26 protein-coding genes are annotated in these 23,157 nt (G+C 64.9%); 19 read left to right on the top strand and 7 right to left on the bottom strand.

The window, feature by feature from the left end; all coding sequences use genetic code 11:
* Positions 1-315 precede the first annotated feature (315 nt).
* Together CVA01_RS06395 and CVA01_RS06390 are read right to left on the bottom strand one after the other, a co-directional pair.
* The gene (locus tag CVA01_RS06395) at positions 316-573 is read right to left on the bottom strand and encodes a hypothetical protein (protein WP_141329495.1); all 258 of its coding nucleotides are present in this window, start codon (positions 571-573) and stop codon (positions 316-318) included.
* An 8-nt stretch (positions 574-581) separates the two neighbouring features.
* Positions 582-785 (bottom strand): hypothetical protein, encoded by a 204-nt coding sequence (locus tag CVA01_RS06390; protein ID WP_141329493.1) that lies wholly within the window; start codon positions 783-785, stop codon positions 582-584.
* A gap of 501 nt (positions 786-1,286) precedes the next feature.
* Here CVA01_RS06390 and CVA01_RS06385 point away from each other — a divergent pair.
* From CVA01_RS06385 to CVA01_RS06370, 4 genes are all read left to right on the top strand, one after another.
* Entirely contained in the window at positions 1,287-1,595 is a 309-nt protein-coding gene (locus CVA01_RS06385) for a hypothetical protein (RefSeq protein WP_141329491.1), read from the top strand.
* Positions 1,596-1,662: 67 nt separating this feature from the next.
* Positions 1,663-4,365, top strand: a complete 2,703-nt coding sequence (locus tag CVA01_RS06380; RefSeq protein ID WP_170209715.1) for a DEAD/DEAH box helicase — start codon at positions 1,663-1,665, stop codon at positions 4,363-4,365.
* A gap of 31 nt (positions 4,366-4,396) precedes the next feature.
* The gene (locus tag CVA01_RS06375) at positions 4,397-5,539 is read left to right on the top strand and encodes a M24 family metallopeptidase (protein ID WP_141329489.1); all 1,143 of its coding nucleotides are present in this window, start codon (positions 4,397-4,399) and stop codon (positions 5,537-5,539) included.
* Positions 5,536-6,267, top strand: coding sequence for an SDR family NAD(P)-dependent oxidoreductase (locus tag CVA01_RS06370; protein ID WP_141329487.1), 732 nt, complete (start codon positions 5,536-5,538; stop codon positions 6,265-6,267). The genes CVA01_RS06375 and CVA01_RS06370 overlap by 4 nt, the downstream gene beginning before the upstream one ends.
* 15 nt (positions 6,268-6,282) lie before the next feature.
* Here CVA01_RS06370 and CVA01_RS06365 read toward each other — a convergent pair whose 3' ends face one another.
* Positions 6,283-6,618: a hypothetical protein gene (locus CVA01_RS06365; protein WP_141329485.1), complete on the bottom strand. Its 336-nt coding sequence runs from the start codon at positions 6,616-6,618 to the stop codon at positions 6,283-6,285.
* 91 nt (positions 6,619-6,709) lie between these two features.
* Here CVA01_RS06365 and CVA01_RS06360 point away from each other — a divergent pair, with 91 nt between their 5' ends.
* The 3 genes from CVA01_RS06360 to CVA01_RS06350 are packed head-to-tail and all read left to right on the top strand — an operon-like array spanning position 6,710 to position 9,642.
* Positions 6,710-7,261 carry an FxsA family protein gene (locus CVA01_RS06360; RefSeq protein ID WP_073884762.1) on the top strand — a complete coding sequence of 184 codons (552 nt, stop codon included), beginning with the start codon at positions 6,710-6,712 and terminating at the stop codon, positions 7,259-7,261.
* Complete coding sequence (gene lnt, locus CVA01_RS06355; protein ID WP_244938182.1) at positions 7,258-8,865, top strand: apolipoprotein N-acyltransferase; 1,608 nt, start codon at positions 7,258-7,260, stop codon at positions 8,863-8,865. The genes CVA01_RS06360 and lnt overlap by 4 nt, the downstream gene beginning before the upstream one ends.
* A 3-nt stretch (positions 8,866-8,868) precedes the next feature.
* Complete coding sequence (locus tag CVA01_RS06350; RefSeq protein WP_073884751.1) at positions 8,869-9,642, top strand: polyprenol monophosphomannose synthase; 774 nt, start codon at positions 8,869-8,871, stop codon at positions 9,640-9,642.
* Positions 9,643-9,754: 112 nt separating this feature from the next.
* Here CVA01_RS06350 and CVA01_RS06345 read toward each other — a convergent pair whose 3' ends face one another.
* The gene (locus tag CVA01_RS06345; RefSeq protein WP_014009928.1) at positions 9,755-10,126 is read right to left on the bottom strand and encodes an RNA polymerase-binding protein RbpA; all 372 of its coding nucleotides are present in this window, start codon (positions 10,124-10,126) and stop codon (positions 9,755-9,757) included.
* A 44-nt stretch (positions 10,127-10,170) separates the two neighbouring features.
* Here CVA01_RS06345 and CVA01_RS06340 point away from each other — a divergent pair, with 44 nt between their 5' ends.
* From CVA01_RS06340 to CVA01_RS15235, 7 genes are all read left to right on the top strand, one after another.
* Complete coding sequence (locus CVA01_RS06340; RefSeq protein WP_141329483.1) at positions 10,171-10,572, top strand: hypothetical protein; 402 nt, start codon at positions 10,171-10,173, stop codon at positions 10,570-10,572.
* Positions 10,573-10,637: 65 nt separating this feature from the next.
* Positions 10,638-11,321 (top strand): YceI family protein, encoded by a 684-nt coding sequence (locus tag CVA01_RS06335; RefSeq protein WP_073884753.1) that lies wholly within the window; start codon positions 10,638-10,640, stop codon positions 11,319-11,321.
* A 54-nt stretch (positions 11,322-11,375) separates the two neighbouring features.
* Positions 11,376-11,561 (top strand): hypothetical protein, encoded by a 186-nt coding sequence (locus CVA01_RS06330; RefSeq protein ID WP_014009925.1) that lies wholly within the window; start codon positions 11,376-11,378, stop codon positions 11,559-11,561.
* 7 nt (positions 11,562-11,568) lie between these two features.
* Positions 11,569-12,870 (top strand): magnesium transporter, encoded by a 1,302-nt coding sequence (gene mgtE, locus CVA01_RS06325; RefSeq protein ID WP_073884754.1) that lies wholly within the window; start codon positions 11,569-11,571, stop codon positions 12,868-12,870.
* A gap of 8 nt (positions 12,871-12,878) precedes the next feature.
* Entirely contained in the window at positions 12,879-13,280 is a 402-nt protein-coding gene (locus CVA01_RS15245; protein ID WP_244938181.1) for a P-loop NTPase family protein, read from the top strand.
* An 81-nt stretch (positions 13,281-13,361) separates the two neighbouring features.
* Complete coding sequence (locus CVA01_RS15240) at positions 13,362-14,318, top strand: excinuclease ABC subunit UvrA (RefSeq protein ID WP_244938180.1); 957 nt, start codon at positions 13,362-13,364, stop codon at positions 14,316-14,318.
* Positions 14,290-15,123, top strand: coding sequence for an excinuclease ABC subunit UvrA (locus CVA01_RS15235; RefSeq protein ID WP_244938179.1), 834 nt, complete (start codon positions 14,290-14,292; stop codon positions 15,121-15,123). The genes CVA01_RS15240 and CVA01_RS15235 overlap by 29 nt, the downstream gene beginning before the upstream one ends.
* Here CVA01_RS15235 and CVA01_RS06315 read toward each other — a convergent pair.
* The gene (locus tag CVA01_RS06315) at positions 15,110-15,661 is read right to left on the bottom strand and encodes a dihydrofolate reductase family protein (RefSeq protein ID WP_141329481.1); all 552 of its coding nucleotides are present in this window, start codon (positions 15,659-15,661) and stop codon (positions 15,110-15,112) included. The two genes, CVA01_RS15235 and CVA01_RS06315, sit on opposite strands and share 14 nt — an antisense overlap.
* A gap of 601 nt (positions 15,662-16,262) precedes the next feature.
* Here CVA01_RS06315 and CVA01_RS06310 point away from each other — a divergent pair.
* The 4 genes from CVA01_RS06310 (at position 16,263) to CVA01_RS06295 (ending at position 21,019) form a co-directional block, all read left to right on the top strand.
* Entirely contained in the window at positions 16,263-17,036 is a 774-nt protein-coding gene (locus CVA01_RS06310) for a TnsA-like heteromeric transposase endonuclease subunit (protein WP_141329479.1), read from the top strand.
* A complete protein-coding gene (locus tag CVA01_RS06305) occupies positions 17,033-19,057 on the top strand; it encodes a TnsB C-terminal domain-containing protein (protein WP_244938178.1) in 2,025 nt (674 codons plus the stop codon). The genes CVA01_RS06310 and CVA01_RS06305 overlap by 4 nt, the downstream gene beginning before the upstream one ends.
* Positions 18,966-20,156: a TniB family NTP-binding protein gene (locus CVA01_RS06300; protein ID WP_141329477.1), complete on the top strand. Its 1,191-nt coding sequence runs from the start codon at positions 18,966-18,968 to the stop codon at positions 20,154-20,156. The genes CVA01_RS06305 and CVA01_RS06300 overlap by 92 nt, the downstream gene beginning before the upstream one ends.
* Before the next feature lie 116 nt (positions 20,157-20,272).
* Positions 20,273-21,019: a hypothetical protein gene (locus CVA01_RS06295; protein ID WP_041629989.1), complete on the top strand. Its 747-nt coding sequence runs from the start codon at positions 20,273-20,275 to the stop codon at positions 21,017-21,019.
* Between the two features lie 573 nt (positions 21,020-21,592).
* On the opposite strand, the gene CVA01_RS14895 is transcribed toward CVA01_RS06295, so the two are convergent.
* Positions 21,593-21,754: a hypothetical protein gene (locus CVA01_RS14895; protein ID WP_158307494.1), complete on the bottom strand. Its 162-nt coding sequence runs from the start codon at positions 21,752-21,754 to the stop codon at positions 21,593-21,595.
* A 97-nt stretch (positions 21,755-21,851) separates the two neighbouring features.
* On the bottom strand, positions 21,852-22,178 hold the full coding sequence (locus CVA01_RS06290; protein WP_141329475.1) for a hypothetical protein: 327 nt from the start codon (positions 22,176-22,178) through the stop codon (positions 21,852-21,854).
* A 354-nt stretch (positions 22,179-22,532) separates the two neighbouring features.
* Between CVA01_RS06290 and CVA01_RS06285 the strand changes: the two genes are divergently transcribed.
* Positions 22,533-23,157, top strand: a 625-nt coding sequence (locus tag CVA01_RS06285) for a metallophosphoesterase family protein (RefSeq protein WP_141329473.1), incomplete at its 3' end; no start/stop codon positions are given.

The raw sequence follows: 23,157 nt of genomic DNA, 5'->3' as shown, positions 1-23,157 counted from the left end.
ACCGTTAAGTTAATGTCTTCACTACCTCGAATCGGTGAGTGTCTGGCGGCTGACGTGGTTGCCTATGGCAGGGACGTTTCTCCTGCCAGTTCGACATCTTGCGCTTGACGACCCCGGGGTTGCATCGCCGCCGCAGCGGGTTGATCCGCCTGACAAGACGCCGCACGAACTGCACCCAACCTGGGCACAGCCCCGATCCCGTGGTCATCTCGTCAGGGGGGAAGAAGACCCCGGATGCTCAAGGGTGTTGCGGGTGATCCGCAGTGCGGCGGTAAACGACAGCCGTCTGGGGTCGGTGCCTGACTCGGCGGCGACCTACCCCATCAACCGGCAGACCGGGTCGGACTGCTCATCGCTGTCAACCGAGTCCGCCGTGTCGGCCGTGTCGGCCGTGTCAGCAGGGTCTGTGTCCAGGCGATAGTCGATCACCCGCACGGTGAACGGGTCAGCAGCTTTAGGCTTTGCGTTGGATTTGCCCTGCATCGTGGCGATCCAGGACCCGTCAGCCAGTTCGTGCACGAAGGTCGGTACCGGGGTCTTGGCATCAGTGCGCAGGCGGAACAGCAGGTCCACGCCGGTGGCTACCGACCACCGCCACAGCCGTACTCCCCGGCCTTGCCGGTGGCCAGCAGTCCGGTGATATCAGCGACATACTCGGTGTCGATATCGGTGACTCCGCCGTCTGCACCGGGGAGCAGGACTCCTTGTTTCACGTGCTCGGGCAGGGTGGAGTAGCTTCTGCCCTGGACAACCAGGGTCAGTATGCGTCGGTAGTCGGCTGGCATCAGCCGTCCTTCCTGCTTCGGGTGCGTCGACACCTCTGGTGGTGTCGATGTCCCAGTCAGGACAGCATGCCGGCTAACTCGGTACCAGCCCCTCGGAAGGTCGGTACCAGGTCCGCGGACCGGCGGTACCAACAACCGCTACGCTCCAGGCACCCGCCACAGCCGAAGCGTCGGACGACCTACACACCAATTACATATGTACTTAACTATATTTTTGGTACCCTCTCAGGTTCCACGGGGGAAACCCGGACCGAGCATCACTGCTGGTTAGAACTGCTCACGAACGATTTTGACGAAGCGTCAACCTTCCGATAGGTGCCAAAAATAGATGACTCATCAACTTTGTGTCTTAGAGGCCTCAGGTACCACACTGAGGATACCCCTGTTTTAGGGCAATTCTCTTTGGTTTTGCCGAGAGATTCAAAGTTTTTGTTGACCGATCGCTTCCGCACAACGTACTCTTAGTCAAGTACTGATACGCAACCCGAAGAAAGGACTCACATGAAGCGGAAGACCTTTGCCTCTGCCGCATTGGCACTTGGTGTTACACTTTCAGTGGCCGGTGCCAGCGAGGCTGCCGCAGACACCTCTGCCCCGTCCATTGCAAGTTCAACTGAACTGTCAGCCGCCATTACTGGATCCATCGACCAGCAGGGCCTCAACAAGGCCAATAAGCGCGGTGGCCCTTACGGCAACTGGTTCTCCTGCCGGTTCAACCAGATGAAGGTTGATGCTCTCGGAATCAAGATCACCAAGAGCTGCTACAAGAGCAACGGGAAGTACTACTTTAATTTCCGTGACTCTGCCTAAATTTTGGAGTTCCGACTGGCCCCCTCTTAGGAAGGGGCCAATTTCCTATTTGGGATAAGGTAGCGACATGACATCTTCAGTTGGTCTTCCTGAGTCGGTCACCGCGTTCGCCGGTGACTACGGCTTCCCGCTCGACGACTTCCAGTTGCGGGCGGCCTGCGCGGTCGATGCGGGACGCGGCGTCCTCGTGTGTGCTCCCACCGGATCAGGCAAGACCGTCGTCGGTGAATTCGCCGTCCATCTGGCACTGGAGCGCGGCGGCGCATGCTTCTACACCACCCCGATCAAGGCACTGAGCAACCAGAAGTACCACGACCTCGTCGCCCGCTACGGGGAGGACAAGGTCGGTCTGCTCACCGGTGACGTCAGCGTCAACAGGGACGCACCGGTCGTCGTGATGACGACCGAGGTGCTGCGCAACATGGTCTACGCAGACTCCGACCGGCTCGACAACCTCACCCACGTCGTCATGGACGAGGTGCACTTCCTCGCCGACCCGTCGCGGGGCCCGGTGTGGGAGGAGGTCATCCTCAACCTCGACCCGTCGGTGGTGCTGGTCAGCCTGTCGGCGACGGTGAGCAACGCCGAGGAGTTCGGCGGCTGGCTCACCACCGTGCGCGGGGAGACCGACCTCATCATCACCACCCACCGGCCGGTGCCGCTGAACCAGTTCATGATGGTCGACAAGCAGATCCTGCCGCTGAACGACCCGAAGCACCCGGAGGAGGCCAACCGGGCGGTCATCGCCGCCGCGGCACGGGCCGAGGAGACCGGACGACGCACCGGACCCAAGCGCACCGATGTCGTGCACCGGATGGGTGCGGCCGGGATGCTGCCGGCGATCTACTTCATCTTCTCCCGGGCGGGCTGTGACGGGGCGGTCCGTCAGCTCCTCGTCGACCGCGTGCGGCTGACCACGGACGCCGACCGGGACGAGATCCTGCGCACCGTCGACGAGGGCGTGCAGGACATCCCCACCGACGATCTCGGCGTCCTCGGGTTCCGTCAGTGGCGACGGGCGCTGTCCAACGGCTACGCCGCCCACCACGCCGGGATGCTGCCTGCGTTCCGGCACATCGTCGAGGACCTGTTCACCCGCGGACTGCTGAAGGTCTGCTTCGCCACCGAGACCCTGGCCCTGGGCATCAACATGCCGGCCCGGTCGGTGGTGCTGGAGAAGCTCGTCAAGTACAACGGCGAGGCCCACGTCGAGCTGACTCCCGGTCAATACACGCAGCTCACCGGGCGTGCCGGGCGCCGCGGCATCGACACCCAGGGCAATGCGGTGGTGCTGTGGAGCCGTGGTATCGAACCCCACTCCGTCGCGCATCTCGCAGGCACCCGCACCTACCCGTTGGACTCGACCTTCCGGCCCGGCTACAACATGGCGGTGAACCTCATCGCCACGAAGGGGTACACGGATGCCCAGCGCATCCTGGACCGTTCCTTCGCCCAGTACCAGACCGCGACACACGTGGTGGAGCAGGCCACGCAGCTGACCAGGCACCGCCGTGACCTCGCCGGCCTGGAGAAGGACCTGGCCGCCGAACTGCGCACGCAGCACTCCGACCTCACCGCCGCCGACGTCATCGCCTACGCGGGACTGCGTCGGGACCTGGCCCTGGCCGAACGCAAGGCCAAGCGGGACTCCGGCAACCAGCGGGAGAAGGAGATCTCCAACCTGCTGTCCTCGCTGAGCGTGGGGGACATCATCGCCCTGCCGACCGGCAACAACCCGGACATCGCCGTGGTGGTGCGTTCCGATTCGGACCACCGTCACCCGCGACCCTGGATCGTCGTCGAGGACGGCTGGTGCGGCCCGGTCGCGCCCGAGTCCTTCGGCAATGTGCCGGTGCCGCTGGGGCACATGAAGCTTCACAAGAACGCCGGACGCTCACCGAAGCGCAATGCCCGGGCGGTGGCGTCCAACCTGCGGCGTCAGCGCGTCGAGCGGCCGAAGAAACTGAAGATGAAGGCCGGTGGCGGTTCCTCACGCGAGGCCGCCGTACTGCGAGACAAGGTGCACATGCACCCGGTGCATTCGCTGCGCAACCGGGAGGACCTGGTCCGTCCAGCCGAGCGTGTCGTCGCCGCCCGCCGAACCCTGGACCGTGAGCTGGAAGCCGTCACGCCGGACTCCGAGACCCTCTCGGCGACCTTCGACCACATCCTCGACCTGCTCGTCGAACTCGACTACGTGGAGTACAGCGGGGCCGTCACCGCCGCCGACCGCGAAGGTCTGCAGGTCACCGCTGAGGGGCACCGACTGTCCCGGATCCACCACGAGTCGGATCTGCTGGTCGCCCAGTGCCTGCGCCGCGGGATCTGGGACGACCTGGATCCGGCGGAACTCGCGGCGGCGGTCTCGACCGTCGTCTTCGAGAACCGTCGTGAGGCCACCGGACGCCACACCACCGAGGTGCCGACCGAGGCCCTGGCTGCGGCGGTGACCGCGGTGGGGCGCATCCACGGCGAGCTCGTCAGTGACGAGGAACGCCACGGCCTGCCTCTGACCCGTGAACCGCAGACCGGGTTCGTCACCGCCCTGCACCAGTGGACCGCGGGAGCCCCGCTGGACTACTGCCTGCAGGCAGCCGAAGCGGCCGGGGCGCAGCTCACCCCGGGTGACTTCGTGCGCTGGTGCAACCGCGTCATCGACCTGCTGGAGCAGATCAAGCACACCGGCTACGCGGACTCGGTGAAGGCAACGGCACGTAAGACGGTGCCGGCGATCCGCCGTGGCGTGGTGGAGCTCGGCGCGAACTCGTAGAGCACACCGCAGCGCCGTAGAGTGGGTGACCATGACTGTCCCGTTCCCTCTGACGACCTACACCGCCCGGCTCGACGCCGTCGCCGCGCTGCTGGGGCAGCAGCACATCGACGCCGCGGTGCTCACCCCCGGCGCTGATCTGCGGTTCCTGCTGGCCAGCGACATCGACACCCACGAGCGGTTCTCCGCCCTCGTCATCACCCCGACCACCCGCCGCATCGTCGTCCCTGCGGTGGACGCCGGTGCGCTGCGCACCGGTGTCGCCGGGGCCGCCGGGGTGGAGATCGTGCCGTGGACTGACGGGCAGGACGCCCTCGCGCTCGCCGTCGGTGTTCTCGGTTCCGACGCCACTGTCGCCATCTCCGGGGAGATGCCGGCGAACCATCTGCTCAACCTCCAGGCCCGGGGTCTGAGCACGGTCAACGCGACCGCTGTCCTGCGCGACGTCTTCATGGTCAAGGACACGGAAGAGATCGCTGAGCTGCGCCGTGCCGGGGCCGCGATCGACGAGGTGCACCGTCAGGTCCCCGGCCTGCTGCGCGCCGGCCGCACCGAGCGTGAGGTCGCCGAGGACCTGGAGAGGCTCATCCTCGCCGAGCACGTGGTCGTGGACTTCATCATCGTCGGCTCCGGCCCGCACGGTGCTGACCCGCACCATGACGTCTCCGACCGCGTCATCGAGGACGGAGACATCGTCGTCATCGACATCGGCGGGACGCTGGACTCCGGCTACCACTCGGACTGCACCCGCACCTACATCGTCGGACCGGTAGATGCTGCCCGCGATGACCGGGCCGAGGCGTACCGTGTCCTGCATGAGGCCCAGCAGGCCGGACTGGACGCCGCGAAGCCCGGCATCACCGCCGGGGAACTGGACAAGGTCGTCCGGGACGTCATCGACGCCGCCGGCTACGGCAGGTTCTACACCCACCGCACCGGCCACGGAATCGGCCTGTCCGGCCACGAGGAGCCGTTCATCATCGCCGGCAACGACCTGCCACTGGCCGAGGGGATGGCGTTCTCGATCGAACCGGGGATCTACATTCCGGGTGACTGGGGCGCGCGCATCGAGGACATCGTCGTGATGACCGCCGACGGCTGCGAGCCGGTCAATCTGACCACCCATGACCTGGTCCCGGCCGGGGCCGCAGAATACAGAGGAGCCACCGCATGAGCCGCATCGTTCTGTTCGGCGCGACCAGTGAGATCGGTGGGGAGATCATCACCCGCCTGGCGTCCGGCAACGACCTCGTCCTCGCCGCGCGGCGTCCCGAGGCTCTGACGGAGCTGGAAGACGCCTGCCGCGCCGCTGGCGCGAGCGCCGTAGAGTCCATCTACTTCGATGCCGGTGATGTCGACACCCAGGCGTCCGTCATCGACGACATCGAATCCCGCGGGGCCGTTGACACGGCCATCGCCGCGTTCGGCGTCCTCGGTGACCAGGAGCTCGCCGAGCGTGACGGTGGGGAAGTGGCACGCATCCTGCACACCGACTTCACCGCGCAGGCGGTACTGCTCACGGAGCTTTCCGGGCGGATGAAGGCGCGTGGACACGGCGACCTGGTCGCGTTCTCGTCGATCGCCGGTGCCCGGGTGCGGCGTCCCAACTACGTCTACGGCTCGGCGAAGGCCGGGCTCGACGGCTTCTGCCAGGGCATGCAGGACGCCTTGCGCGGCACCGGAGTGCGGCTGACGGTCATCCGCCCGGGGTTCGTCATCGGGAAGATGACCGAGGGGATGGATCCGGCACCGCTGTCGGTGACCCCGGACGTGGTGGCCCACGCCGTGGTCACGGCGCTGAAAACCGGGACACCCGATGTGTGGGTGCCCCGGTCTCTGGGCGTGCTGGCGACAGTGATGCGCCTGGTGCCGCGGTTCCTCTGGCGGCGAGCGCCGCGGTAGAGCGGGAGCCCCGGATCAGAACCGGGTGATCTCGTAGAACACGGAACGCAGCAGGGCGAGGACCGAGAAGAGCACGGTCCCGCCACCGACCACGGCAACACCGCACTTGACGACCTCGCCGAAGTCAAGGTTGTCGGTGTCCACGCCACCGCAGTTGTCATCGAGGGAGCCCTGCACGGAACCCTCGACGTCAGCGGAGGAGGCCGGCAGGTCACCGGTGCTGGAGCCTGGAAGAGAACTGTCGACGGTGGAGGAGGTCGTCTCCGCGACGGCAGGGGCGGCCACGGCACCACCGAAAGCGGTGGCTGCGGCAAGGGTCAGGGCGAGGCTGCGGCGGCGCAGACCGGTCATTGGTGGACCTTTCGTCATAATTGTCTGTGAATCAGTTTTCCTATCGTATCCGGTCACGCCGGCGTTAGTACCCCCCGGTACAGTGGTGGGCATGCTGCGCGCCTTTCCCCTGATCTACCTCATTGCCGAAGTCGTGGTCTTCATCCTGCTCGGACAGTGGATCGGCTTCGGATGGGCGTTCCCGATCCTCATCTTCTCCCCGTTCATCGGGTTCCTCCTGGCGCGTGGGGCTTTCCGTCGGATGCGGGCGCGCATGCCCTCCCAACGGTCGACCTCGAAATCCACCGACACCTTCACCGCGGATATCGCAGTCACCGTAATCACCGGAATCCTGCTGGTCACCCCCGGCATCCTCACCTTCGTCCTCGGACTGTTCCTGCTGCTGCCACCGGTGCGCTCGCTGCTGGCGTCCCGCCTGGGCAATTCCCTGGGCCTGCGCGTCATGTCCCTGGGCGAGCGCTTCACGGTCGGCGGGGCGTCCTTCCGACGGGGAGGTACCGACAGGACCACGGGGGAGGACGCCACCTCCACCGGAGGATGGGGCGACATCATCGACCACCGGTCCACGGAGTTCGACGATGACTCCGGTGACGACGGGCGCGGCGACGACAGCACCGGCGGTACCCCGGGAATCGACCGGTGAGCCGGGGCGTCCGGTGGACCAGGCCTGACCGGCGCACCGTCTTCCGCCTGATCCTGCTGACGCTGGCCGCTGTCGTCGCCGGCATCGCCCAGTTCGCGTCCTACCAGCCGACCGGGCTGTGGTGGGCCGCGCCGCTGGGACTCGGCGTCCTGTTCGCCACTGTCGACCACATCTCGACCCGCACGGACCGACCGGTCCGGTGGATCATGTGGCTGACCTGGATCCAGGGTCTGACCTGCTACCTGTTCCTGTTGCCGTGGGTCGGCAAGTACGTCGGCGCGATCGCCTGGCTCGGGCTGTCTCTCCTGGAGTCGCTGTACTGCCTCGCCCTCGGCGCCGGACTGGCCTTCCTGCTGCGGAAGTGGCCCCGCCATCCGCTGCTGCTGCTCGCCGTGCCTGCCTGGTACGTCGCCGTGGAGTGGGTGCGCGTCAACTGGCCCTTCGGCGGTTTCGGCTGGGTCCGGCTGGCCTGGGGCCAGCTCGGCGGTCCGCTGGCCCAGTGGATCAGCATCGCCGGCCCCGCCCTCGTCGCCTTCGCCGTCGTCCTCACCGGCTACGCGCTGAGCCTGCTGGTGCACCGGCGGTGGGTGAGTGGCGCAGTTCCCGTCGCGCTGACCCTCGTCGGAGGACTGCTGATCCCGGTGGTCTCACCGGTGTGGTCTTCCGGTTCTGACGGTGACGACAGCCCCACCCTCAATATCGCCGCGGTCCAGGGCAATGTGCCCCGGCTGGGCCTGGACTTCAACGCGCAGCGTGAGGCGGTGCTCAACAACCACGTCCGTGTCTCCCAGGAGCTCGCTGACGAGGTCGCCGCCGGGAAGCGTGCCCAGCCGGACCTGGTCGTCTGGCCGGAGAACGCCTCGGACGTCGACCCGTACCGCAACCAGGAGGCCTACAACAAGATCCAGGATGTCGCCGCACAGCTCGGGGCGCCGATCCTCGTCGGTGCGGTGACCCGTGACGACGTCGGTGCCCGCAACGCGATCATCGTCTGGGATCCGCAGGACGGCCCCGGTCAGCAGCACGTGAAGAAGTACCTCCAGCCCTTCGGCGAGTACATGCCGATGCGTGACCTGCTTCGCCACGTCAGCTCCTACGTCGACATGGCCGGCGATTTCAAGCCGGGCGACGGCAACAACACGGTGGATGCCGCGGGGGAGACCCTCGGCGTCGCCACCTGCTACGAGGTCTCCTTCGACGAGGCCTACCGTGATTCGGCACACCACGGCGCGACCGTCTTCACCAGTCCGACGAACAACGCCACCTTCGGGACCACCGACATGACCTTCCAGCAGCTGGCGATCAACCGGATGCGGGCGATCGAATACGACCGTGCCGTCGTCGTCGCCGCGACCTCCGGTGTCTCCGCGATCGTCAATCCCGACGGTTCCGTCGACCAGCGCACGACGATTTTCCGGGAGGGTCTGTTGCAGGCGGATGTTCCGGTGCGAGATACTGAGACGTTGTCTGCACGTGTCGGCCCCGTCGTCGAGTGGATCCTCGTCGCCCTGGGCGCCGTCGCCGTCGCAGCCGCCTGCATCACGACCCGTTCCACCCGCTCCACCCGCAGAAACCCACCCATCCGCACGCGCACGAAGAGGTAGCCAGTGTCCAACCCCAGCGACAGAACCCTCGTCATCATCCCGACCTTCAACGAGAAGGAGAACCTGCCCCTGATCATCGGTCGGGTGCGGGATGCAGAGCCGGACCGGGTGGACGTCCTCGTCGTCGACGACAACAGCCCCGACGGTACCGGAGAGCTCGCCGATGAGATGGCCGCCGCAGACGGCCACATCAACGTCCTGCACCGTGCCGGCAAGGGCGGCCTGTGCGGCGCGTACATCGCCGGTTTCCGGTGGGGTCTGGACGCCGGATACGACGTCATCTGCGAGATGGACGCCGACGGCTCCCACGCCCCCGAACAGCTCCACCTGCTGCTGGAGCAGGTGGACGCCGGTGCTGACCTCGTCATCGGGTCCCGGTACGTCAAGGGCGGGAAGACCGTGAACTGGCCCTGGACCCGCTGGGTGCTGTCCAAGGGCGGCAACCTCTACATCTCCCTGGCCCTCGGTGCCGGACTGTCGGACATGACCGCCGGCTACCGCGCCTACCGTCGCGGCCTCATCGAGCAGTTCAACCTTGACGAGTTGTCCAACGCCGGCTACATCTTCCAGGTCGACCTGGCCTGGCGTGCGGTGCAGGCGGACGCGGACATCCGCGAGGTGCCGATCACCTTCACCGAGCGGGTCATCGGTGAGTCCAAGCTGGACGGCAGCTTCGTCAAGGACAGCCTGCTGGTTGTCACGAAGTGGGGTCTGGCCCACCGTCGGAGCCAGGCGAAGGGCCTCGTGGCGTCCCTGAAGAAGAAGCTGGGACGCTAGGCGGGTCTCCTCCTGGCGTGGAACAGCCCCCGCACCCTGTACCGGGTGCGGGGGCTGTTCCCGTGTGCTCCTGTGTGTGCAGGAACCGAGGTGCAGATGTCGCGGGGTGACCCTACGACTGCGCCTCCTGCTCCTTGAGCAGCTTCATGGCGTTACGGCGCCGCTTACGCAGCAGCTCGATACGCTCGTCGAGGAGGACATCGAGCTCCTCGATGGACCGCCGCTCGCGCAGCATGTCCCAGTGAGTACGCGGCGGCTTGACGGGCTTGGCCTCCTGGCCTTCACCCTCCACCAGCTTGCCCAGCTGTCCGTTCTTGCACATCCACTCGTTGGGGAGTTCGGCGTCATCGGCGAACGGGACCTCGAAGATCTCGCCGGACTCCGTCCGGTACTTCGCCATGTTGCGTGGGGCCAGGTCATGGTCACGGTCCGTCTCATAGGAGACGGCGCCCATCCTGCTTCCGCGGAGAACGCGATCTGCCATCGCTGCATCATCCTTCCGGTCTCTCGCGTATTGTCAACCCCATAATGTTACCCCATATTCCCGAGAGTTCCCACCGTCGTGCCGAGGACGCACAGCACTGTGCCTGGTGCGGTCGGGAGATCGTACAGACCGGAAGTGGGCGTCGTCGTCGGTACTGCGGCCAGTCCTGCCGCCAACGCGCCTATGAGCAGCGCCGGGACCTCGCCGGGACGACGGTGCCGGCCGACGCACTGATCCTGCCGCGGTCGGCCGCCGAGGACCTCACTGACCGGCTCTTCGAGCTGCGGTGCGGTGCCGAGGACATCGCTGCGGCGGTGGAGGCGGGGGAGGACCCCGGGGACATCTCCGAGCTGTGCCGGGAACTCGTGGCCCTCGCACGGGCCGCGGAGAAGATCCGGGGTCGCGTGGATGACGCCCGTGGCGCAGGCGACGCCGGTGACACATAAGGGGTGATAGGGGGGATGATGTCCCGATGCAGCTCCGCGAGGGGGTGGCAGATAGCATGGAACCCATGCGGAAGGGATTAATCGCGCTGTTCGTGGTCGCCGTGGTCGCGGTGGCGGTCGGCCTCGTGGCGCCACCGGTATACAAGCTGCTCAGCAGTAACGGACTCCAGACGGCGTCCATCGCCGAAGGCTCCGGGGAACCGGCCACGGTAGGTGTCGACGGCCACTGGAAGATCGTCTCCGGTGAGGGGAAGAACCGCACCCAGGCCGGCTACACCTTCGACGAGGTCCTGCCCGGTCAGCGCAAGTCCACCTCCGGACGCGGTGAAGGTGTCACCGGCGGCCTGGTCGTCAACGACGGAAAGCTGACCGAGGGCGACATCACCGTCGATGTCGAATCCATCGGCTCCGACATCGAGAAGCGTGACATCAACGTCCGCCGGCACATCCTGCAGACCGACGACTACCCCGAGGCGACCTTCGAGATCACCGAGCCGGTGGACCTGTCCGGACTGCCCGACGACGGCACGGTGGACACGGTCACTCTCACGGGCGATCTGACGATGCACGGGCACACCAACCCGGTGACCGCCGACCTCTCGGTGTTGCGGACCGGCGACCACGTCATCGTGGAAGGTAAACTCCCTGTTGTCCGCGAGGACTTCGGTCTTCAGTCACCGCAGTTCGTCGCTTCCCAGATCGCAGCGGAAGGCACCATCGACCTGCTGCTGGTCTTCGCCCAGAAGTAGACCCGGGGACACGCCCGGAAGTAGCCGGCAACGGCCCGAACCAAGGAGAACCCTGTGGACCGCACCGTGATGGTCACCACCCGCTGGATCCGGCTGGTGACCCTTGTCGCCTTCATCATCGTCCTGCTCTTCCTCGACGGCTGGGTGCCGTTGGTGTGCATCGGGCTCTGCGTGATCTTCCTCGGATTCACCGGGTGGCAGTTGTGGAAGCTCTACAACGACGAGAAGTACCGGCAGTAGGTCTGCGATGGACATCGTCGATCTGCAGACCGGACTCGGCGAGTTGACCACCGTCGAGATCGCCGAAGAGATGTCCCGCCTGGGGTCTACCGACCAGGCTGTCCTGTTCCGGCTCCTGGACAAGGACCGGGCATCCCAGGTGTTCGAGTACCTTGATGTCGCACACCAGGCCGAACTCCTCGACGAGTTCCGCGAGGGCCGGTCCGCCGAGCTGCTGCTCGACCTGCCCGATGACGACCGGGCCCAGTTGCTCGGCGAAATGCCGGCGAAGGTCGCCGCCCGGATGATGGCCGGCCTGCCGGAGGACCGTCGCCAGGTCACCGCACAGCTGCTGGGCTACCCGGAGGAGTCCGCGGGACGCGTGATGACCCCGGTACCCACGGTGATCTCCGCGGATTCGACGCGCGAACAGGCGCTCCAGAAGCTCCGGGGCCGGGACCTGCGCAACCGGGACATCGCCGTGCTGGCCGTCACCGACCACACCCGGCATCTCGTCGGACTGGTCAACCTCTCGACCCTGGTCACCTCTGCGGCGGACACACCGATCGCGGAGCTGATGAACAAGGAGACCCACGCGGTCAACGCCACCGACGACCAGGAGAAGGCGGCGCGTCTGGTCCAGGAGGCCGACCTGCTAGCCCTGCCGGTCGTCGACGACGAGAACCGGTTCCTCGGCATGCTCACCGTCGATGACGCGATGGAGATCCTCGAGGAGGAGGTCACCGAGGACGCCTACCGCGCCGGTGGTTCCGAGCCGCTGGAGCAGCCCTATCTCACGGCGACGGTGTTCCACCTGGCCCGGAAGCGTGGCGTCTGGCTTCTGGTGCTGATCCTCACTGCGGTCCTCACCGTCAACGTGATGAGCTTCTTCGAGGCCACTCTCGCGTCGGTCGTGGTCCTGGCGACCTTTGTCCCGATGATCACCGGTACCGGTGGTAACGCCGGGTCACAGGCGGCGTCCTCGGTGGTCCGTGCCCTGGCTGTCGACGAGGTCCAGCCCCGTGACATCGGCCGGGTGATCTGGCGTGAGGTCCGGGTGGGCCTGCTGCTGGGGGTGTTCCTCGGCGCCCTGATCTTCCCGTTCATCTCGCTGATCTACGAGTGGCGGATCGGTGCGGTGATGTCACTGACCATCATCTGCATCTGTGCCTGGGCCTGCATTGTCGGCGGGGTGCTGCCGCTGGTGGCGAAGAAGATCGGGGTGGACCCGGCAGTGTTCTCGACCCCGGTGGTCTCCACGTTGGTGGACGCCACGGGCCTGGTCATCTACTTCTCGATCGCGCAGGTCATTCTCGCGAGCATGCTCTGAGGTCCACCATGATCACCGTCACCGGCGCCCGCACGCACAACCTGCGTGACATCGACGTGGAGATCCCGTCCCATGCGCTGACCGTGGTCACCGGGCTGTCCGGGTCGGGGAAGTCTTCCCTGGTCTTCGACACGATCGCAGCGGAGGCGCAGCGGGCGACGGCGGCCGGATACCCGTCGTTCGTCCGTACCCGTCTGGCCCAGTACCCGCCGGCGGACGTCGACCGGATCGACGGACTCACTTTCACGACCGTGGTCGACCAGAGACGGTTCACCGGCAAGCCCGTTCGACGGTCGCCACGGCCGTTGATCTCTCGACGCAGCTGCGGATGCTCTTCTCCCGGTTCGCTGTGCCGTCGGCGGGATTCTCTCCGGCGTACTCGCCGAATGATCCGGCAGGTATGTGCCTGACCTGTGAGGGGCTGGGGACGGTGTCCGTCATCGACGAGGACGCGCTGATCGACCTCCGACCTGTCCCTGAATGACGGTGCCGTGCGGTTCCCGACTTTCGCACCCGGGACCTACCGGTGGAAACGCCTGGTCACCTTCGGTCTCTGCGACCCGTCCGTACCCTGGTCGCAGCTGCCGGACGAGATCCGCGATGTGCTGTTGCACGCCCGCGACCTCCCGCTGGAGGATCCGTTGCCCGGATACCCGGACCACGGTCGCTTCGACGGGATCATTCCCCGCCTGCAGGATTCCTACCTGCGTAGGACGCCGTCCCGGCTCACCACCGCAGAACGTACCGGCCTCGATGCCGTGGCAAGTCACTCGACGTGCCCGGACTGCGCCGGCGCGCGGCTGAACACAGCGGCACGGAACAGTCTCATCAATGGCCGTTCCATCGCCGACTGGGCCGCAGTGTCCGTCTCTGACCTGTGCGAACTAGTGGTTGAAGCGACAGAGTCGCTGGGGGAGAGTGCCGCCCCTCTGCTCACGGACATCTCCCGCCGGGTGGACGCCCTGGTCGAGGTCGGGCTGGGTTACCTCAACCTCGACCGGTCGTCGCCGACCTTGTCCGGCGGTGAGCCACAGCGGGTGAAGATGGTCCGCCACCTGGGGAGCCCACTGACCGAGGTGACCTATGTCTTCGACGAGCCGGCCGCCGGGCTGCACCCCAGTGACGTTCAGCGACTGATCACGCTGCTCACCGGCCTGCGGGACCGGAAGAACACCGTCCTCGTCGTCGACCACAATCCGGCGGTCATCGCCGCCGCCGACCATGTGATCGGCATGGGGCCGGGGGGAGGGGAGTCCGGTGGCAGGATCACGTTCACCGGAACACCCGCCTCTGTGAGCAATGCTGAAGCTCCGGGCTCAAGTCGTCGGTCCGCACACCGACCGGTTCCGCCACGGTGGAGCACGCCCGGAGCAACAACCTCCGGGATCTCCCGTAACGGTCCCGAGCGGCGTCCTCACCGTGGTCACCGGAGTCGCCGGAAGCGGTAAGTCCTCGCTGATCACGGCTGATTTCTCCGTACAGCATCCCGAGTTCACCGTGGTCGGCCAACGGCCGCTGCACGGCGGTCGCCGGTCCTCGCTGTTGACGGTGACCGGCGTCGCTGACGGTCTCCGGTCACTGTTCGCGGCGTCCGGTGATCTGTCGTCGTCCTGGTTCTCCCGCAATGCGAAGGGCGGCTGTCCGGAGTGCCGTGGTACCGGGGAGATCACCACCGACCTGGCCTTCATGGAGGACACGAGGACACCCTGCGAAGCCTGTGCAGGGACGGGTTTCAACGAGAAAGCTCTGTCCGTGACCATAGGCGGATACACCATCGCCGAGGTGGAGGCGCTGCATCCCGCTGATGCCGCCGGGCTGCTCGGACCGGCGGACACGGCACGGCTACGCTGGGTCGACCGGGTCGGGCTCGGGTATCTGACGGTCGGTCGGACACTTGACGGCCTGTCTGGTGGCGAACGTCAACGGCTGCTCCTGGCCCGGCATCTGGGATCGATCAACGTCGATGAACCACTACGCCTGATCCTCGATGAGCCGACGACAGGACTGCACGCTGCCGATGTCCGCCGACTGCTGGAGCTCTTCGATGAGCTGGTGGACGCCGGCGGAACACTCGTACTCATCGAGCATAGTCAGCAGGTCATGGCGCATGCCGACCATGTGATCGACATCGGTCCGGGCGCCGGTGACGCCGGTGGACAGGTGGTCTTCGAGGGCACTCCCGCCGAGCTCGCGCACTCCGGGGCCAGGACGGTCACCGGCCGTTGTCTGGCGGACGCGCTCAGGGGTGACTGATACGCCAGGTCGCCTCGATGAACTGACCGATCTGCCGGGCCTGGACCAGAGTCAACCGGTCGGAGGCCAGGTCGCGCGGGAACAGTGACTTTCCCTTCGCGAGGAAAACCGGGCTGAGATGGAGGGTGATCTCGTCGAGAAGTCCGGCGTCGAGGAACTGGCCGGCCAGGTCGCCGCCACCCATGACCCAGACGGTACCGTCGCCCGCAGCGTCCTGCAGCATGTCGGCGTTGTCGCCGACGATACCGTCGGCGAAGCGGACATCGGCGCCCTGGGGCGCCGGAAGGTCACGTGAGGTGAAGACGATGACAGGTCGGGTGCCGAAAGTTACGGTCCACGCCTCAGGCTGCGTGATGAGATCCTGGTCGCGCAGCAACCATTCGTAGGTGCGGGAGCCCATGACGACAACTGACGTGGTATCCATGAGATTGCCGAGATCCGGGGTCTCACCACCGACAGCCATGAGCCAGTCGAGTGAGTCGTCCTCGGTGGCGAGGAATCCGTTGACGGTGGTCGCGGTCGTGTAGGTCACGTGCATGGTGTCCAGTATGACGCAGCGGGGCAAGACCGTGTCGGGGCATCAGAATCCGAGGTTCCTCTGGAGGGGAATGTGCCACCATAAACGTCACTGTGACGTAAAAAGGGACTACCGGAGGGTGAGCGGAGAACGGGAGATTGAGGCTCAGAAATCGCCGACGGCCCGGCGACGAAAGAACAGAGCCATCGGGTTCGGCTCGGCGCCATCCGACTGAGACGACCGGGACATACGAATCACCACAGACCGATGGCGCCAGACGCAGCCGGATGGCGCAGCAGTCCGCACCGGCCGCACGACAGGCGCAGTCACGAATGAGCGGGACGGACATGTCGGCGGAATACAGCGCCGGCATGCCGTCGGCACACCGTCGGCGGCACCGTTGAGCCACCTGCTCAGCCACCTACCTCCGATTAGCCGATAATATACATTATGACATTTTAACGGGACCAGGCCCGCCGGTCCCTGCCCCGCCTGACCTGTCTCAGTCTAGTTGGCAGAAATCGCAGTCAATCTGGCAGAACACGGATCACGCCTTCCCCTCTCACTACAACTGGCATAGACTTGCACGCACCCCCAGTCGCCGACACTGAGAGTCAGGGACATGTCGCTACGGCAGCTACCGAGGAACGGCACCGACCGTCCGCGCGCCCTGGTGAGCCTCGACGGCGACGTCCAGAACTCTGCCGCCGACGTCACACTGTCCAACGTCCCGTTCGAACGAGCTGACCCGATCCGCGGCTTCTACGCCTGGTCGCACAAGCGGAACTACGAGGGCCACTGGTTCTCCACGACTACAGGTAGTCACGTCCGCTTCGAGTCCCTACTAGAACGACAGTTCCTCCTCGCCGCGGACCACACCCCCTCCATCGTCTCCCTCAGCGCCCAACCTCTCGCTTTCCTCTGGCCTGCAAAAACCACCTCCGATGCAGGGAAGTCTCTCCGCTCCCATGTTCCGGACTTCTTCTGCCGCTATGCCAGCGGCAACGTCGGCCTCGTCGACGTCCGGCGCCCGGACAAGGTCGACGACCCGCACTTTGAGCTCACCCGCCAACTCTGCGACGAACTCGGCTGGAAGTACACCGTATTCACCGGGCTGGAATCGCCACAGGCGGAAACGCTGGAATGGCTGGCCGGCTACCGCACGGACCGCTACGCGCCCACACCTGAGGCCCACGGCATCCTGCTCGGGATATTCGATACGGAAACCTCACTACGCTCAGGCGTGCGCGCTGCGTCACGACGTTCGGAACGGACCCGTGACGTCGTCCTCGGCAACGTGCTGCATCTGCTGTTCCACGGCGAGCTTCACTTTGACCCGCTACTGCCGCTGACCATGGAGTCCACCATCCGACGTCGCCTGGAGGCGTCACCATGAAGAGCGTCCGACTTCTCGACTACATCAGCTTCGACGGCACTTCCTGGCAGGTCACAGACCAGAACGGTGCACTGCTCACCCTCACTGACCTGTCCAACGGAAACACTCGGCAGATCACTGTTGCAGACCTGCTGACTGACGATTCCTACACTCCAGATACCCCAGGCCGACTCCCCGACCTGGACGCAACCGCTGTCCTCGACACTCTCGATGAGAAGGCCAGGGAACGCACCGAGTTTCTCCACCGACATGTCTACGAGCTGATCAACGGCGTGCCTCCCGTAGTCGGTGACAAACCCGTCGCGTCCGACCCGCGGTTTTCCCTCGACATCCCCATGGAGCATCGGATCGACGCCAAGTTGGAACAGCTGGCAAGCGAAGGTCACCCCATGGGTAAACGCACGCTACGCCGACATCTCAAGAACTTCCGATCACTCGGCATTGCCGGGCTCGTGGATCATCGACGCACCCAGAGTTCCACCGTCCCCGGCCGCACCGATCCCCGGGTCGTCGCCCTGCTGGAAGAAGAGATCGCCGGTCAGACGAACCTGTCCACCGGCACCCGGTCCCGGGCAATCATGCGCGTCACCCACGCTGCACAGGACAACGGCTGGGAAGTCCCGTCCCGGGCCACCCTGTACCGCATCCTGCGGAAACTGGAGCGCGACCGCTCCCCCTTCGGCTCTGCCACCACCCGCCGGTCCAAGTCCAACCGTCCCGACCGCGCCTGGGGCACCCGGCATCCGCAACGCCCCGGCGAGCTCGTGGAGATCGACTCCACTCCCCTGGACCTCATGGTCATCTACCCCGACGGGTCCACCGGCCGCATCGACGTCACCGCTGCGGTCGACATCGCCACCCGCACCGTCCTGGCCGTCATTGCCCGTCCGGTGGCGACAAAGGCCGTCGATGCTGCGGTCCTGCTCGCGAAGGCGATGACCCCACTGACCCTGCAGCCCGGTTGGCCTGAGTCGCTGGCGTACTCACGCTCGATCCTCCCCACTGGGATGCTGCCCGACGACGCCGAGGTTTCGGCCCAGGTTGCGGCGAAGCCCGTCATCGTCCCGGAGTCGATCACCATGGACCGCGGCAAGGCATTCAAGTCCACCACCTTCCTTTCCGCCTGCGAGCGCCTGCAGATCAACCTCACGCTGGCCGCGCCCCGGACCCCGACCGACAAACCGCACATCGAGTCGTTCTTCCGTGGCCTGCGTACCGGTTTCGTCCAGCACCTGGACGGCTACGTCGGCCCCAACGTCGTCCAGCGGGGCAAAGACCCCGCCGAGCAGGCGATATGGACGATGGCCGAGGTCCAGAATCTCATGGACATGTGGGTCGTCGGTGTCTACCAGAACCGGACCCAGGAGGGATTGCGGATCGCAGCGATGCCCAAGCGCAAGCTGACCCCCAATGAGATGTACGCCGCGCTGGCATCGGTAGCCCCGCAGGCTTCGGTGACCTTCGAGCGCGACGACTACATCGCCCTGCTACCAGTGGCCTACCGGTCGATCCAGCCCTACGGGATCAACTTCGACGGGTTGCACTACACCGCTCCCGAGCTCGCCGAGTACCGCGGTATGTCCTCGGGCCTTCCGGCACCGGCATCGGGTAAGTGGGAGGTTCGCTACGATCCGCACCGGATGAACCGGATCTGGGTCCGAGACCATGTGAAAGGCCGTTGGATCGAGGCGACGTGGGTGATGAACGCCCAAGTCTCAGCACCGTTCTCCCAGGACGTTCTGACCGCGGCGAAGCGGGTACTAACCCGGACGGACAATCAGTTGGCAGGTAAGGATGTCGCCGAGCAGATCAACCGGATTCTCACCACGCCGGCCACGGCCAAGGAACGCAGCGCGTCCAAGCGCTCGCGGACCGCTAAGGGCAGCGTCCCTGAGGAACTGGAAGTGGCGGCGAGCAGACCTTCAGGGGATGATCCTGCGCCGCTACGAGCAGTCGCTGACGAGCCAGTTCCACCTACTTCGCCGCCACGGCGCGTTGCCCGCCGCGTCGACGAAGACTGAGCCCTCCTTCCCCACCACCCACCACACCCGCGAATGCCGAGGCCACCGCATGCCTGTCCCAGATTCACTCACCGCCTGGCGGGAGTTCGTCGCTCGCCGCAACGTCGAGCCCGAACAGCTGAGCCGCGAGAAGATCGCGGCACTATCCGAGGAGGACAAGGCGGCCTACGACAAGTCACGGTTCGCCTGGATCGGTGCTGACGTCGTCATCGAGACCAAGGACCTGGCTTCGATCGAACGCCAGGTCCACATCATCCGTGCCCGCCTGGCCGCCCGTCGTTCCACCGCAGGCCGGACACTTGCGTTGTCGGGTCGCGCTGGCGTCGGAAAGTCCACCATCGCCATGCTCATGGGTAAGCGTCATGAGCGTATCGAGAGACAGAAATTGGGGCTTCCCACCGATGCCCCCGATGTTGCCCCGGTGCTCTACCTGGTCGTTCCTCCTGGTAGCACACCGAAGATGCTCATGGTCGCTATCGCCCGGTGGATCGGCCTCCCCGTCCCTCGCGGATGGGACGCACCGACGGTCATGGATCACGTTGTCTCCGTGCTGAAGACTCTGAAGACCTCCATGATCATCGTCGACGAGGTGCACAACCTGAAGACAAACAAGTCCGCCGGCGCGGACGCTGCCAGCACACTGAAGTCGTTCACCGAACGCCTGGACGCCGCGGTGATCTTCTGTGGAATCGACCTGCTCGACACTGATCTACTGGCCGGTGAGATGGGCCGGCAGATCCGGGCGAGGACCAAGGTCTACGACATTCGTACCTACAGCTACGGCAGTGCCGCAGCGCGCGAATCATGGGTGGAGCTGGTCGCTGGCATGGAGGCTCTGCTGCCGCTGGCGGCACACCCGGTAGGTTCACTGACGACCCCGGAGATGTCCGACTACCTGTGGAACAGGACCGGTGGGTCCATCGGTAGCCTATGCAACTTACTGGGGGACGCCGCCATCAACGCGATCTTCACCGGAACGGAACTGGTGGACCGGGCAGGGCTCGACGAGGTGCTCCTCGATCAGGAGGCGGTGCGGGGGCAGACCGACACACCGTTGAGTGCGAGAATGGATACGAAGCAGGAGCGCGGGGCTGTATGAGCGTCAACTCGGGTGGTCCCCCTCCACTTCCGGTGAGGGTGCGGTGTTTCCCAGGTGAGGGACTCATCTCGTACGCACGGCGGCTCTCAGCAGCCAACCACCTCACGGTAGAGGACGTGGAATCTGCCCTGCGCTCGCAGGGGTATGTGTTCCCGTATCGGCGAGACAGTGAGGAGCGTCAACGGATCTGGCGGAACCTGGGCCTCCTGCACGCCTTCGCCTTCACAGAGACGGAGCCGGATGTCACCATCCCGATCTCCTACCGCCGGCTGTGTGCCAAATGCTCCGCAGGGAGGGAGGCCGACGGGCTGCTCTCTGCCACCGCCGGTGACGTCTGTCTACGGCACCACCGGTGGCTCGGCGACGGGGTACAGGTGGATGTCTCTAGAGTGCCTGAGTTCCTGACTGCTGAGCGGGCCTTCCGCCGCGTGCTGATGAGACGCGGTGTGTCGCTGGGCAGCGTGGTGCTGATGAACTGTCGTAGCATCGGTCAGTGTCTTCCTGAGCACGTGGTGCAGCCCCGACTTCGCCGGCTACGTCTCCGTGAGGCAGGTACGGTGATGCTGGGATACCCGGAGACAGTCGCCCTCGCGGCGATGCTGACCGATGATGCTTTCCTGAATCAGGTGCTGTCCCCTGCCCGCCCCGAGTCGCGTCGAGCGTTCCTGGACGAGAGCATCAAGGCTGCGGTGCACCATATGGAGCTTGTCGAGTCGTGGCGGATCCGCAACGTACTCTGGCGCTCCCTGAAGATGGACTATGAGCACCTCACGTCCGCCAGGCTGCGTGGCGTAGCGCCCGATCCGAGCATCGCCGTGACGACGCCGTTCTGGACGAGCCGCCCCAGGTGGGAGGAGGACTGAAGTCTCACCCACCTGTCGTGTGTCGTGCCCGACTTGCTGTTCTTCCGGACGAGTCACCAGGACGCTGAGAAAAGCCCCGGGCCGCTTCCCTGGCGTCTTGGTCGCTGACTCTGACCGGCCCGTCTACCAGTCGCGCCGCCTCTGCGAGGGTAAGTCCTGGAAATATATGCGACAGAGCACGAACATGCCGCTGCTCAGCGTACCGACGCTTCGCCTCCGTCTTGTGCCGCTTTCTGCTGGGCGCCATATCGTCGATGGCTGCCAGCCCCTGGCGATGGCGAGCCATCTCTGCACGGACCTGTTGATGCTGGTGTGGGGTAAGTACTGGCATACTATTAAGAATACAGGCTACCACCTTTGGAAATCAGCACACATAATTATATCACATAGCGACGTCCGTCCGAAAAACATGCTTGCTCGCTTTCTTTCAGTCACCTCTATATGTCCAATTGTCGACAGAGCGGACCAGTACCCACCGGACAAACGGCAAAAGCGACCACCGCGCTTAAATGATAGAAACTGCCCACCAGTGCGAACCATCACCCATCGGACTAATCCAACCATTAACGCTAACTAATCGCCATCTGTATGCTTAATTTTAAAACCGAATTGACTACGCTTTTCTTGACGGTCAAGCTCGGCAATCATCTCTCCCCAGAGCTTAAGCGGCGCAGAGATACGTTCACGCTCACTATCGGTAAGATTCATCCATTTACGATCGCTGTTCTTTGCCATAAAACTCACCAACTCTCAAAATATGCAATCTGCGGCGGGGAACCTGTCGACAGGGGACGTGATACCGCAGTACTCGTTCCATCTGCAACGGAAGGGGCTATGACCTGTGTATTTGGGAGAAGTAGGACGCGGCCAGCTCCTGAGGCATGGCACCCCTCAGCAGGTTGTACACGTCATCCTCCGATGCTCCTTGCTGCAACATCCAGTGCATCTGCAGAAGAAGGCTCTTATCCATCAATGGTCGGAGAAGTTTCCTCTCCGAACCCGTCCACATTTTTCCTCTACCTTCTTCTAGGAGCGAGTGCTGCACCTCAGACAAAATCTGGTATTCGGTGCCAACCGCTTTATCTTCAAGTTCAGATATTCTCCTCTCTTCCTCCAGGCACCATTCAAAATCGCTTCCACCATTCTGACCTATTATCATTTGCTATTTTTTGACGAAAGGAAAGGAGACCGACAATACATGCCACAAGCGTGACAATTGAAGTGATTTTTCTAGACGGATCTTCTTCTCCGGTTAATATAAAGAGAATGGCGTAACTTAAGGCGCCACTCACCGCCAAAGAAACAGTGAAAATACTCACTTTTAAAGGATGTTTCAACAGGTACACTCTTCCTGAAACGATTACGCCATTGCCTTTCGAGTAACCAAGTTTACCGGGGCTCCGAAGAGCCGTACCGTCCTCCCTGCATATACAGACATAAACACGCCCTGAACTGCGCAGAACTGGCCACAAGAACTAGCCATCGTCCTGCCCAGACCCCTACCCTCACCCCCATGAGCACCACCCCGGACCCGAACCGCATCGCCTTCATCGGCGACCTCCACGACAACATCGACGCGTTCATCCACACCACCGACCTCGCCGTGTCCGCCAGTGCGGCGACGATCATCCAGACCGGCGACTTCGGCTTCCACCACCCCGCCGACCTCGAACTCCTGCAACTCATCCTCGATGAACGCGCCCCGGGCGTGGACTACCGGATCATCGACGGCAACCACGAGGACTTCACCCTCCTCACTCCCGACACCGCCGAACCCACCGCCCTGACCCGGTCGATCACCCACATGCCCCGCGGACTGCGCAGCACCGTTGCTGGGGTCGACATGCTGTTCCTCGGCGGGGCGACCTCCACCGATCGACGGTGGCGCACCGAGGGCGTGGACTGGTTTCCCACCGAGCACATCACCGACGCCCAGATCGACCGCGCCATCACCGCCGCCGGCACTACTCCCAGCCCGGTGGACATCCTCGTCACCCACGAGACCGGGGCAGCAGCGTTCACCGCCCTGGCCGCCGGCAGTGCACACGCCCAGGACAAGGCCACCGACCCACTCAGCCAGGCAGACCGTGCCCGCATCGACCGGGTGCTCACCGCCGTGCACCCGGCCGTCCACATCC

The organism is Corynebacterium variabile (assembly GCF_006539825.1).
Taxonomy (GTDB): Bacteria; Actinomycetota; Actinomycetes; order Mycobacteriales; family Mycobacteriaceae; genus Corynebacterium; species Corynebacterium variabile.
This window is presented reverse-complemented; position numbering and strand designations above follow the sequence as displayed.